We start from the raw sequence: 12816 nt of genomic DNA on the forward strand, positions 1-12816 counted from the left end.
ATTAATGTTTTTGAATAAACAATTTGGTGTTCACATCATCAAAAGCAACTTCCGTACCGTTTTCCATATGTTCTTCAAAATTGAGCTCAGCAGTCAGTGTTTCTGCCTTTATATAGTCCAGGTTGTTGTTTACCGCCTGTTCTAAAAAACCGTCTTTCTGAAGCTTCACATCGATCTTGTCCGTTACGTCAAACCCGGAATCCTTACGAAGGTTCTGAATCCTGTTCACCAATTCTCTTGCTACACCTTCGCTTTTGAGGTCCTCGGTTATCGTAACGTCGAGAGCTACGGTAAGCCCTTCCGATACTGCTACTAACCACCCTTCTATATCTTGTGAAGAAATCTCCACGTCATCGCTAACTAAAGTAATGCTTTTTCCGTTAATTTCCACCTCAATACAGCCATTTCGCTCGATTTTTTTGATATCTTCCTGGCTGAATCCCTGTATTTTACTGGAAACCAATTTCATATCCTTACCAAAACGAGGCCCCAATTTCTTGAAATTAGGTTTCACCTGTTTTACCAGTACTCCCGAAGCATCGTCCAGTAGTTCTATCTCCTTGACATTCACCTCAGATTTTATGAGATCGGCCACTGCCAGTATTTCCGCTCTGCTGTTGTCGTCGAGTACCGGAATCATGATCTTCTGCAAAGGCTGTCTAACGCGGATACTCTCTTTTTTACGCAGAGACAATACCAGGGAAGATATAATCTGGGCTTTCTCCATCTTGTGCTCCAGCATTTTGTCTACACAAGCAGTGTCATGCACCGGAAAATCGGCCAGGTGTACACTTTCGGCATTCCCTTTACCCGTTGCAGCCGTGAGGTCCCTGTACAACCTATCCATATAGAAGGGTGCTATGGGAGCCCCGAGCCTTGCAATAACTTCCAGGCAGGTATATAACGTCTGGTATGCAGAAATCTTATCCTTGCCGTAATCTCCTTTCCAGAAACGTCTCCGGCTTAAACGTACAAACCAGTTACTCAGGTATTCCTGTGTAAAATCGGATATTGCCCTTGCCGCTCTCGTAGGTTCGTAATCGGCATAAAACTCATCTACCTTCTGTATCAGGGTATGTAATTCGGACAGTATCCAACGGTCTATCTCCGGACGTTCTGCCAATGGCACATCGGCTTCCTCATACGTAAAGCCGTCGATATTGGCATACAGACTGAAAAAAGAATAGGTATTGTACAGCGTACCGAAAAACTTACGGCGCACCTCGGCTATGCCTTCGACATCAAACTTAAGATTGTCCCAGGGGTTGGCATTACTTATCATATACCAGCGTGTGGCATCCGGGCCGTATTCTTTTAACGTAATAAAAGGATCGACGGCATTCCCGAGGCGCTTGGACATTTTCTGTCCGTTTTTATCGAGAACCAGTCCGTTGGAAACTACATTTTTATACGCCACGGAATCGAATACCATCGTGCCTATGGCGTGCAGGGTATAAAACCATCCCCGGGTCTGGTCTACACCCTCGGCAATATAATCTGCCGGGAAAGCCTCCCCGGCATCTATTTTCTCCTTGTTCTCAAAAGGATAATGCCATTGTGCATACGGCATGGAACCACTGTCGAACCATACATCAATAAGATCGGCCTCCCGTTTCATCGGTTTCCCCGAAGGGGACACCAACACAATACCATCTACGACATTCTTATGCAGATCGACCTTCTCGTAGTTCTCATCGGTCATGTCTCCTATGACAAAATCGGCAAAAATATCGCCGTCCATAACCCCGGCAGCAACGGCCCTGGTCATTTCCGTTTTCAGCTCTTCTACCGAACCTATGATAATTTCCTCCTTACCGTCTTCGGTACGCCATATCGGCAACGGGATCCCCCAGAAACGGGAACGGGAAAGGTTCCAGTCGTTCGCGTTCTGTAACCAGTTTCCAAAACGGCCTTCTCCTGTCGCTTTGGGTTTCCAGTTGATTGTGGTATTGAGGTCGTACATCCGGTCTTTTACTTCGGTAACCTTGATAAACCAGGAGTCGAGCGGGTAGTACAATACGGGCTTGTCCGTTCTCCAGCAATGCGGATAACTGTGCACATATTTTTCGACCTTAAACGCTTTGTTTTCCTCTTTCAGCCGGATCGCGATCTCTACATCTACCGATTTCTCCGGTTCTGTACCGGCATCGTAATATTCGTTCTTCACATATTTGCCTCCGATCTCGGGCAATTCGCTTCGGAAACGCCCCTGCAGGTCTACCAACGGAACCGGGTTGCTGTTTTCGTCCAGCACCAGCATAGGCGGGATTTCCGGCTGTGCTTCCCGGGCCACCTTCGCATCGTCCGCACCAAAGGTAGGGGCCGTATGCACGATACCGGTACCGTCTTCGGTAGTTACAAAATCCCCGGAAATAACACGGAAAGCATGTTCCGGATGCCGGTAAGGCAAAGCATACGGTAACAACTGCTCGTAACGGGTTCCGACAAGGTCTTTCCCCGTACAGGCTGCAAGAACCTTAAACGGTATTTTCTTGTTCTCAGGACTGTAATCCTCAAAGTCCGCTTCGCTTTCCGCTCCGTAGTACTTACCGGAAAACACAGCATTTACCAGGTTTGCCGCCAGTACGACATGTACAGGTTCAAACGTGTACTGGTTAAAAGTCTTTACCAATACATATTCTATTTTCGGGCCTACGGTAAGCGCCGTGTTGGAAGGCAGGGTCCAGGGCGTCGTGGTCCAGGCCAGCAAGTGCACTGTTCCAAAACCTTGTAATACCTCCGGGAGTGTGTCCTGTTGCGCCTTAAACTGTGCCACCACCGTAGTATCCGTGACATCACGGTAGCAGCCGGGCTGATTGAGTTCGTGCGAACTCAATCCTGTTCCTGCCTTGGGTGAGTAGGGCTGTATCGTGTATCCCTTGTATATCAGATCTTTGTCGTAAATCTGTTTCAGGAGCCACCATACACTCTCCATATATTTGGACTTGTAGGTGATATACGGGTTATCCATATCTACCCAATATCCCATTTTACGGGTAAGGTCATTCCAGATATCCGTGTATCGCATCACCGCTTGTTTACAGGCCTGGTTGTATGCTTCTACCGATATCTTTTTACCGATGTCCTCTTTGGTTATACCGAGTTCTTTTTCCACACCGAGTTCTACGGGAAGCCCATGGGTATCCCATCCGGCCTTACGCTTCACCTGGTATCCCTTCTGAGTCTTATAGCGACAGAAAATGTCTTTAATAGCGCGGGCCATCACGTGGTGAATTCCCGGCAATCCGTTTGCCGAGGGCGGCCCTTCGTAAAACACAAACGGTCTATTTCCTTCGCGTGACGATATACTCTTGTCAAAAACATTATTTTCTTCCCAATAGTTCAGGATTTCTTCTGCCACCTGCGACAGCTCAAGACCTTTATACTCGGTAAATTTCATTATTTATACTCCTTATCTCATTTAAGATTGCGAAATTAATCATTTTCAATGAATTGTAAAGGTGGTTAACCAGGAAAATCGGCAGGTTTATGGCACCGTTCAACCATACCCTTCTGATCCGCACATAATTTCCGCTCCTTTACTGCATCGCTCCTGCGGTTTTTGTCGCATCGACACCCCCTGCAGCAGCATTGAAGTGCCTGAGTACATGGATCCGGGATGCAGGCTTTAATCTTCTGAAGTAAGATTGATAGTCCCGACATTTCCGGCTCCCGGCTCCTCATAAAAGATCATAGCAATGATCAGGCCATGAGGACGTGTTCCGTAACGGACAATGCCACTTTGGCCATCCCATCGGTATGGTCCCGGGCACCGGCTGACATTCCGGCAACACGTTGACGAAAGCTCAAAGCTTTCTTCATTTCCCGCAACCGGTGCAACGGCTGGTCACACGAAACGTATAGTAGACACGACCAATAGCGCAGGGTAAAGCAGCAGCAGAAAGGAACTGTACATCCGAAGAATAAAAACTCCTGCCCGTTTACTTATTTTGGGGTGGTTTGATCAATGTTTTCCGGTCAGGGATCGGGCACTCCGGCTGAAACCATGCATATATCCCTTCAGCTAAACACTTCATGCAGCACCTGCAGCGATTTAGGTTTGCGAAAACCGGAAAGATGGAACTCAAAATAGGCCACCAGCGCATTGAGAAGGTCCTGACGAATGCCTTTGGTGAGCCTGATCTCCCGGACGCGCTCAAAATCGCTGGTTAAAAAAAGTCGGAACCTTGTGAGCGCATCCCCTGCAATCACATGTCCGTACCCCGCATCGGAAACGAAAATCCCTTCCCGAAGATCGAAAAAAGGCAGGTGTTCGTCGGAGGCATCCGGATAAAAACCCAGGTATCGCGTAAGTTTCAGAAGAAACAATATGTGAAAGTTGGCGGTTTTTCCCTGGTTATCCAGCCAAAGCAGGGCCTCTTCCAGGTAGCGATATAACGGGCCGTTCTCTTCTTCTTCCTGAATGGCCGTATTTAAGATCTCGGCCAGGAACAGTACCACGGCATTCTTGGTCATATCGGTATAAATCGTGTGGTAATGATGCTCTACCCGGGCTTCTTTAATGTACTCCAGGTTTCCCTTTCCTTTATGCCCGGCAGTGATCTCCAACTGGTTTAAAGGAAAAAAAAGGGCTTTTTTCAATTTGCCTTTCCGCGAAGAGAGAATACCGCGCAACAGGTAAGACTGTACCCCACAGCACTCCGTAAGACATTTTACAATAAGACTGTTATCACCATACTTTATAGCGGACAACACAATGGCTTTGGTGGTTATAACCATATACGTAACTGTTGTTTCCCTTTCCGGGCAGCTACAAACCTAAGGAAATTTTACAAGTTACAAGGTTATCGGAAAACAAAGCCTCCCGATCTTTAAACCACGAATTCGGGGATCTGCTGTTGCCATAAGGTGTAATAATGTCCTTTATCGGCGTACAATTCCTTATGGCTCCCCTGCTCGACGACCTCTCCCTTGTCGAGTACCACGATCTTATCTGCATGCACCACCGTACTAAGCCGGTGTGCTATAACGATAATAGTCTTGTTTTGTTCCCGGAGTGTAGCGATCGTTTTTTGTACAAAGCTCTCCGAAGTACTGTCCAGTGAAGATGTAGCTTCATCCAGAACGAGTATTTCCGGTTGTTTATACAAAGCCCTGGCAATGGCAATACGCTGTTTTTGTCCGCCCGAAAGTGTAGCCCCGTTCTCCCCGAGATAGGTAGCAAAACCATTGGGCAGGTTTTCTACAAAAGACAGTATCCCAATACTTTTACATATCTTCATGATCCGTTCCATATCGGGCTGGAATTCCCCTACCGCTATATTTTCGACCACATTACCTCCGAAAAGGTCTATTTTTTGGGGCACTACACCGACCAGGTCACGCAAACTGGAATTCTCGATATATTTCAGGTCATATTCACCGATAAGGATCTTTCCTTTCTGGATCGGATAAATATTTTGCAGCAAGGAGATCAGTGTCGATTTTCCCGAACCACTTTCTCCTATGACCGCAGTGATCTTTCCTTTCGGAATATCCAGAGAAAAATCTTTGAAGACCTCCACACGCGTACCATACCTGAAAAATACGTTCCGAAAAGCTATATCGCCTATATTTTCGCGGGTCAGTTTTATTTTATCATCCTGTTCTTCCCGTTCGAGGTCCATGATCTCAAACAAACGGTCTGCCGCTATCCAGGCATTCTGGATTTGCTTGTTGGCCTCCACCAATTGTGCTACCGGACCGGTAAAGTAACCAATGATCGCATAAAAGGACAGTAACTCCCCCGGAGTGATTTCCCGGTCTATGACAAAATAGGAACCACTCCACAACAGGATGATCGTAAACAACTGGGAGATAAACGTGGAGGATGTGCCGGAGAAAACGGTGTTCAATGCAGATTTATACCCTATATTCAGCAGGTTGATAAACCGGGCTTCGGTCTTGATATTGGCAAACGACTCCAGGCCGAAACGTTTGATCGTGCCTACGGAATTCAGGGATTCCACCAATTGGCTTTCAAGGTCCGCAGCCCTTTCCATAACCTTGCGCTCTGCTTTTTTATTGAGTTTGTTGGTAATAATATAAATCCCGATATAAAAAGGAATAATAGCCAGCATAATCAGCGCCAGCTTCCAGTAATAAAAAAACATCAGTGCAAAAGAAAATACGAGGATCAGTACATTTACGGTAAGACTCAGGGCTACACCGTTGATAAACGTCCGTATTTTAACCGCATCGTTGATCCGGGAAATGATCTCTCCCACCCTCATGGTATCAAAAAACTGCTGTGGTAGTTTGAGCAGGTGTTTATAATACCCCAGAATGAGCCGGGCATCAATCTGCTGTCCCGTTTTAATGAGAAAAGTATCCTTAAAAACACTGACCACTATTTGCAGCACCAGCAGTATCAGCATCACTACGCTCAGAAGGTTCAGGAGTTTCGTATTACTTCCGGTAAGAACATAGTCGGTGATCTTTCCGAGGTAAATCGAAGTGGAAAAACCGAGTAATGTCACGATCAGCGCCCCGAAAAAGGCCTGTAGCAGAACAAATTTGTGCGGCCGCAGCAAAAACCAGAAACGCCGTAATGAAGATACTTTTTCATTTCCGGAAGAAAAACTCTGGTCGGGCATAAGGATAACCAGCACACCTGTCCATTCTTCCTGGAATTCTTTATGGGTTTTCTTGTGCACCTTACCATCTCCGGGGTCCATAACCACGACATGGGTTTTCGTCACCTCATAGATAACCACGTAGTGGTGCAGTACCTCCCGGACGATAACATGTGCTATCGCCGGTTTCGGAATTTTAAAAAGACTGTTGAGATCTCCACGGACGCCCTTAGCTTCGAATCCCAGCTTCTGTGCAGCTTCTATAAGCCCCAGCACATTGGTCCCTTTCTTATCCGTACTGGCATACTGCCGTATTCGTGCAATGGGTATTTGAAGGTTGTAGTGTGCGGATATGGAGGCCAGGCAGGCTGCACCACAATCGGTAATATCGTGTTGTTTTATCAGAGTTTTCTTTTTCGGCATGGTAGTACATCAGGATTTGGGAGCGCAAAGTAAGTCTGAAAACTGCAAAAAACATGCAGAAAGCCTAAAATGACCGGAAATCGCCACATCCGGAAGCTTTCACTTACCGCTGTAAACTTCTGCAATCATGGAGTGCCAAAGTAAAAACACGAAGAGCCAATCCTGTAAAGGATCGGCCCTCGTTTTAGCGATGGTATAATCGGTTATGACTCTGCTGAAACCGATATACTTCCAAGAAGATCAGAGACCAGGGAAACAGCGCTTCCGATAGTGCCGGTTAAAAAACCGAGTACATTAGAAAGTGCTCCGGAAATACTCCCTATACCTATGCTGATAGTAAGTCCCCCGTTAGTGTTGTTCATCTCTGTAGTGTTCAATTCCTGAACTCCGTAATTTTCGAGATTTTTCATAATTGGATCTAAGTTAAGTTAATAAAACGTTGTACGGTGTAATGTATTCTGATAATTAGTTATGGTTGGACCCCGGTCTTCATCACCGGGATAATACGTTCAACGTATACAAGCGATACGTAAAATTTTATTTGCCGGCCGGATGACCCTGCGTACAACAGTACCTGTTGTTCTAAAGCTCGCTAAAAGCAACCGGGTAACCGGGCAGGGATTAAAGCCCGCCGAGGACTCCCGCTACGTATTCGGCAACGGCTGTGGCAGCATCCTGTACGGCATTGACCACTATATTGAGGACACCCAATGTAAGATCGAGAACCTGGCCAAGATTAAGAGTGACTCCTCCGTTAATTTCGTTCAGCTCAGTAGCATTCAACTCCTGAACATTATAGTCTTTTAAACACTTCATAACAATCGGGTTTTACGTTTGATGGATAAAACAAAAAGAGGGTGTTGTTTGCACCCCCCTTCTTTGTTTTCGAAGCCATTAAATACCTCCGAGAAGTCCTCCTAAAAGTCCGCTGACAACGTTTACAACGCTACCGACAACACCTGTTACGGTTCCTATAACTCCCGTTACAAGCTCCAAAACTCCGTCAAGACCTCCTAAAAGTCCTCCGTTTACTTCTTTCATTTCGTTTGCGTTCATTTCCTGAACTCCGTAATTGTTTAAATTTTTCATGGTAAAAATATTAGTTAATTATACAATTGATTTTAAGATGATAGTGATTTTAAAATTTCATGGAAAAAAATCCGAATCCGGACGTTTTCAAATCAGGAGTTTACACCTTGCAGAAAATTCCCGACATACATGCTCACGGCCTGTACGGCAGCATTCATATATCCGAGTACGATATTCAGGACCCCGCCAAGAAGAGTAAGGGTATCCCCGAGGGCTAATCCCCCGTTGGTTTCATGCAGTTCAAAACTATCCAATTCCCGAACGTCATAACAGTTCAGATCTTTCATAATAATCCAATTAGGTTAAATCAAAATTTGGGGTGGGGTTGATACGGGTTATTTGGATGACGCTAAATTAACAGTATTCACTGCACAAACCTTGCAGTTAAGGTCTTTTGTAATTTTTCAGAAATAAAAAACCGGATATTTTGGTATATCCGGCTTTTATTAAAGCAATCCGATGATCCGGATTATAATCCTCCGAGCAATCCTCCGAGAAGGCCCGTAACCGTATTTACTACTGTTCCTACAACCCCTACAACAGTGTTAACCACTCCGGTAACCAGGTTGAATACACCATCAAGACCGCCGAGCAAACCACCGTTGATCTCATTCATTTCTTTTGCGTTTAATTCCTCAACGCCATAATTGTTTAAATTTTTCATGATTTAGATTTAGATTATACGAATTAAGATTCCTGTAAACAGAAAAAAACATCCCTGCTTTGAAGGAGCGAAGATAGTTTCGTACAATGCATAAACCTTGCAGTTCTCCGGATAAACACACGTAAAACCATACGGATCAACTAAACCACTACATAGGTTTGACTTCGAAGGAGACTCCTAAAAACATGTACCGGTTTTTTAGCATCACAGGCAACGTAAGTTCCATACCGAAAGAAAGTATGCTTTCGGGCGTCTCCGGCCATCACCTTCGCAGCCCTCTCCGGCAATGGCAGGGAGCCGTTAAAAAGCGTTATACTTAACAGCGTTTAGGTGATTTAAAATACAAAAAGGTAAACGAACCATGGCCTGCGCATTCCTGACTGGCCCGGAGAGACCCCGGCATACGATTTACGTTATACCACAGATAGGCGACATCGCGGATCACTTCTGTAAACCCGGAGTTTACACGGGTATGTCATCGCTGTATGACGACCGGTTATCAAGCTATTCCGACAACGACTCCCGGACGCGATCCGTAATGTAACTTTTCCGGATGCTAAAGTAGTCACATCCAGGCACATGGGAATCCCGACTTCGGGCAAGATCATTAAAAACCGAAGAATCGCGCTGTTTTTCATTACACAGACCGTTTTCCCGAAACTCGGTCAAACGGGTGATCAGTACAATCACTTTGACAGCAGACCGGGTTAATAAGTCGCAAAGGCCACCCGGTCCGGTATTAAGGGATTTATGAAGTGAGATGTTGGAAACTGTATGCCTTCGCGGTACTTTACTTACAGGCCTAATGACTCGGACCGAACCCGGGTCAACTGTTATCTTTTCTCATGCACACCTCCGCATTGCCCGTTTTTTTTTCGGTTCAAGACACCTCTCTAAATGCATCAGGACAATATCGATCCCTGCAAAAAGCCCGGCGTCTGTATTTTACCACTGATAAAATAACTCCCCCCAAAAATTTCCGTAAGCTCGTTATCCTTCAGTACAGTGACAGAAACTGTTACCTGAAGGTCAAAATCGTCTTCATAAAAATAGGTCTTATGTGCTCTGCTATAGGATACCGGGGCTTCTATATCTTTTAACTGCTCGATAAGCTGATACACTTTTCGTTCGCTTATCTGCATGAGCCTGGCCAACTGGGGCGGAGACCCCGTTGCCTCTTTGACAATCAACCGATGTAATTGTTGTAATCGTTCCAGGTTTTTCAAATTATTCATTACCTAAGGGGTATTAGATGGTTATTATTCCAGCTAAAGGTTTATTATAATTGGTTTATGCTATGTATCAATCCTGATGTGCCCTGGACGGATTAAGCCAATCGTCTACTTTATCATAAAGTAAGTCAAAAAGCGACCGTTCCGTAAGTTTAAAGTTCGCGGTAAGTGTCATTCCCTTTTTCAGATTTCCTTTAAAGCCATTCTTCAGTTGCAGATAATTTTCATTGATACTGCATCTTACCTTAAAGGCGGCCGACTGCTCATCGATAGTTTCTATATCATTCCCTATGCTCACGATGCTACCGGAAGCAAAGCCCCATTGATTATAATTAAAGGCATCGATCTGGTAGGTTATGGACTGCGCTTCCTTTATCAGTCCGATATCTGTAGGAGGTACATAACATTCGATAAGCAATTTGGTGTCGGGTGATATCTCGCCGATCTTGACCCCGGAATTGATATATCCGCCCACATCGAGACCCGCAACGTTCAACAGCGTCCCGGATACGGGAGCTATCAGCACATGGTTCTTGTTATTCGTGTTATACTGGTTAAAATCCGAGCCGAGTTCTTTCAATGTGTTTCGCAAAGCGGTATGCTCCGATTCCCACTGGTAGTATTGCTGTGTTTTATAATTGTCAAGATCGTTCAGCGCCATGTCGTACTCCAGTTTTTTGGCTTCGAATTCCGAGTTGGAGATCACTTTCCGTTTATGAAGCTTTTCATGCCTTTCAAAATCTTTCCGGGTTGTTTCCAGCCGTGTTTTTAACTCTTTTATCTTCTGGTTATACTCCATATAACCTGCCTTGTATTTTGGAGAGTGCAGCCGGGAAGGCGAAATAGGCTTTCCCGAGGCCAGCAGGGAGAGATCGTGCATAAACGTCCTGTTTTCTCCCATTTGATGGCGATACAGCGATAGTTTGTCGCTCACCTGCTCGTTATTGAGTACCAGTAGCGTATCTCCTGCCTCAACCCTCTGGTTATTCATCATATTTTTATAAGCCACTTTACCCGAGTTGATCAGGGTAAGAACCGTACGTTCGTCTTCGGGTTTTATAATACCACGGGATGTCGTATATACATCTACATATATAAAAGGTAGCGAAAACAGGAATCCCATGATACTCAGCAAAACGACAGCATAAATAATCTTACTGCGGTTACGGAGCTTAAAATGGTGTGCTTCTACTGTACTATCAATTATTTCTTTGGGGAAAATATCCATGAGCACATTGAGATTTTGAAATATAAAAATAGACAATTTATCACTAACAACTCCATTGTTTGCGATAAATTAAAGCAAAAACATCGCAAACCGAGAACTAAATGTCTGAAAAAATCTCTGAGACCCAACAAAATAAGAGGTCATATTTGTGTAAAAAAAATCTTTTTTATGTAAAAAAGATTATTGATAAAAAAAGGGGGATGCCGAACGGCATCCCCCTTTTTACATCAAAATGATGTTAAATTATACTACGCCCTGGGCCAGCATAGCATCTGCTACTTTTACAAATCCTGCAATATTGGCTCCTTTGACATAATCTACATACCCGTCTTCCTGCTTTCCGTATTTAATACAGGAATCGTGGATATCCAGCATGATCTTTTTGAGTTTTTCATCGACTTCTTCCCTGGTCCAGCCTACCCTCAGGGCATTTTGTGACATTTCCAGTCCCGAAGTAGCTACGCCACCGGCATTGGAAGCTTTTCCGGGAGCAAATAATATTTTTGCCTCATGAAATACCTCTACAGCTTCTGCGGTAGAAGGCATGTTTGCTCCTTCCGCCACGCATATACAACCGTTAGCAATGAGTTTCCTGGCATCCTCATCGTTGAGTTCGTTCTGTGTTGCACAAGGTAATGCAATATCACATGGTTCTCCCCATGGTGTTTTTCCTTCTTCATATTTTGCATTCGGATATTTCTCCAGGTATTCCTTGATTCTCCCTCTTTTTACATTTTTCAGTTCCATGATATAGGCGAGCTTTTCCTCATCTATACCTTCGGCATCATAAATATATCCGGCAGAATCCGAAAGTGTCAGTATCCTGGCTCCGAGGCTTAAGGCTTTTTCGGCTGCATATTGAGCTACATTCCCGGAACCGGAAATCACCACCTTCTTGCCATGGAAGTCTTTTCCTTGGGTTTTCAACATACTTTCTGCAAAATAAACTGTTCCGTACCCGGTGGCTTCGGGACGGATAAGCGATCCTCCCCAGGAAAGGCCTTTTCCGGTAAGTACCCCGGTAAATTCGTTTTTAAGCTTTTTGTACTGCCCGAACATAAAGCCTATTTCGCGGGCCCCAACTCCTATATCACCCGCCGGGACATCGGTATTATGCCCGATATGACGAAAAAGCTCCGCCATAAAAGCATGGCAAAAACGCATGATTTCATTGTCGGATTTCCCTTTAGGATCGAAATCAGCCCCTCCTTTTCCACCACCCATAGGCAATGTGGTAAGACTGTTTTTGAACACCTGTTCGAAGGCGAGGAATTTCAATATACTCAGGTTTACCGAAGGGTGAAAACGCAGCCCCCCTTTATAGGGTCCTATAGCCGAGTTCATCTCGATCCTGTATCCGCGGTTCACCTGTATTTCCCCGTTGTCATCTACCCAGGGCACCCGGAACATGATTACCCGTTCCGGTTCTACCATCCGCAAAAGAATATTCTTTCCGTTATAGATATCCTGTGTCTTTATATATGGGATTACTGTTTCTGCAACTTCCTTAACGGCTTGCATAAACTCAGGCTCATGCCCGTTCCGCTCTTCAACGAGCGCTAAAAATTCTTCAATTGTTTGTTTCATAAATGTGTCGTATCAAAA

The 12816-nt window shown here is 45.0% G+C and carries 11 protein-coding genes; all 11 read right to left on the reverse strand.

Going from position 1 to position 12816, the window contains the following annotated elements; genetic code table 11:
- Position 1: 1 nt before the first annotated feature.
- A complete protein-coding gene (gene ileS, locus BT112_RS07900; protein WP_072316820.1) occupies positions 2-3400 on the reverse strand; it encodes an isoleucine--tRNA ligase in 3399 nt (1132 codons plus the stop codon).
- Between the two features lie 620 nt (positions 3401-4020).
- The gene (gene recO, locus BT112_RS07905; RefSeq protein WP_072316821.1) at positions 4021-4740 is read right to left on the reverse strand and encodes a DNA repair protein RecO; all 720 of its coding nucleotides are present in this window, start codon (positions 4738-4740) and stop codon (positions 4021-4023) included.
- 92 nt (positions 4741-4832) lie between these two features.
- Positions 4833-6998 carry a peptidase domain-containing ABC transporter gene (locus BT112_RS07910; RefSeq protein WP_072316822.1) on the reverse strand — a complete coding sequence of 722 codons (2166 nt, stop codon included), beginning with the start codon at positions 6996-6998 and terminating at the stop codon, positions 4833-4835.
- Between the two features lie 203 nt (positions 6999-7201).
- Positions 7202-7408: a hypothetical protein gene (locus tag BT112_RS07915; protein ID WP_072316823.1), complete on the reverse strand. Its 207-nt coding sequence runs from the start codon at positions 7406-7408 to the stop codon at positions 7202-7204.
- 211 nt (positions 7409-7619) lie between these two features.
- Positions 7620-7814, reverse strand: coding sequence for a hypothetical protein (locus BT112_RS07920; RefSeq protein WP_072316824.1), 195 nt, complete (start codon positions 7812-7814; stop codon positions 7620-7622).
- Positions 7815-7892: 78 nt separating this feature from the next.
- Complete coding sequence (locus tag BT112_RS07925) at positions 7893-8087, reverse strand: hypothetical protein (RefSeq protein ID WP_072316825.1); 195 nt, start codon at positions 8085-8087, stop codon at positions 7893-7895.
- Positions 8088-8179: 92 nt separating this feature from the next.
- Positions 8180-8374 carry a hypothetical protein gene (locus BT112_RS07930; protein ID WP_072316826.1) on the reverse strand — a complete coding sequence of 65 codons (195 nt, stop codon included), beginning with the start codon at positions 8372-8374 and terminating at the stop codon, positions 8180-8182.
- 182 nt (positions 8375-8556) lie between these two features.
- A complete protein-coding gene (locus tag BT112_RS07935) occupies positions 8557-8751 on the reverse strand; it encodes a bacteriocin (protein WP_175545764.1) in 195 nt (64 codons plus the stop codon).
- A 902-nt stretch (positions 8752-9653) separates the two neighbouring features.
- Positions 9654-9986, reverse strand: coding sequence for a DNA-binding protein (locus tag BT112_RS07940; protein WP_072316828.1), 333 nt, complete (start codon positions 9984-9986; stop codon positions 9654-9656).
- A gap of 67 nt (positions 9987-10053) precedes the next feature.
- Positions 10054-11211, reverse strand: a complete 1158-nt coding sequence (locus BT112_RS07945) for an HlyD family secretion protein (protein ID WP_072316829.1) — start codon at positions 11209-11211, stop codon at positions 10054-10056.
- A gap of 243 nt (positions 11212-11454) precedes the next feature.
- Positions 11455-12798, reverse strand: a complete 1344-nt coding sequence (gdhA, locus tag BT112_RS07950) for an NADP-specific glutamate dehydrogenase (protein ID WP_072316830.1) — start codon at positions 12796-12798, stop codon at positions 11455-11457.
- Positions 12799-12816: the final 18 nt, after the last annotated feature.

The organism is Sinomicrobium oceani (assembly GCF_900119185.1).
Lineage (GTDB): Bacteria > Bacteroidota > Bacteroidia > Flavobacteriales > Flavobacteriaceae > Sinomicrobium > Sinomicrobium oceani.

Excerpts from the sequence above, each read along its gene's own strand:
- gdhA (WP_072316830.1), bottom strand. The coding sequence starts at position 12,798 with ATGAAACAAACAATTGAAGAATTTTTAGCGCTCGTTGAAGAGCGGAAC.
- BT112_RS07910 (WP_072316822.1), bottom strand. The coding sequence starts at position 6,998 with ATGCCGAAAAAGAAAACTCTGATAAAACAACACGATATTACCGATTGT.
- BT112_RS07925 (WP_072316825.1), bottom strand. The coding sequence starts at position 8,087 with ATGAAAAATTTAAACAATTACGGAGTTCAGGAAATGAACGCAAACGAA.
- BT112_RS07935 (WP_175545764.1), bottom strand. The coding sequence starts at position 8,751 with ATGAAAAATTTAAACAATTATGGCGTTGAGGAATTAAACGCAAAAGAA.
- BT112_RS07940 (WP_072316828.1), bottom strand. The coding sequence starts at position 9,986 with ATGAATAATTTGAAAAACCTGGAACGATTACAACAATTACATCGGTTG.
- BT112_RS07945 (WP_072316829.1), bottom strand. The coding sequence starts at position 11,211 with ATGGATATTTTCCCCAAAGAAATAATTGATAGTACAGTAGAAGCACAC.
- ileS (WP_072316820.1), bottom strand. The coding sequence starts at position 3,400 with ATGAAATTTACCGAGTATAAAGGTCTTGAGCTGTCGCAGGTGGCAGAA.
- BT112_RS07920 (WP_072316824.1), bottom strand. The coding sequence starts at position 7,814 with ATGAAGTGTTTAAAAGACTATAATGTTCAGGAGTTGAATGCTACTGAG.
- BT112_RS07915 (WP_072316823.1), bottom strand. The coding sequence starts at position 7,408 with ATGAAAAATCTCGAAAATTACGGAGTTCAGGAATTGAACACTACAGAG.
- recO (WP_072316821.1), bottom strand. The coding sequence starts at position 4,740 with ATGGTTATAACCACCAAAGCCATTGTGTTGTCCGCTATAAAGTATGGT.
- BT112_RS07930 (WP_072316826.1), bottom strand. The coding sequence starts at position 8,374 with ATGAAAGATCTGAACTGTTATGACGTTCGGGAATTGGATAGTTTTGAA.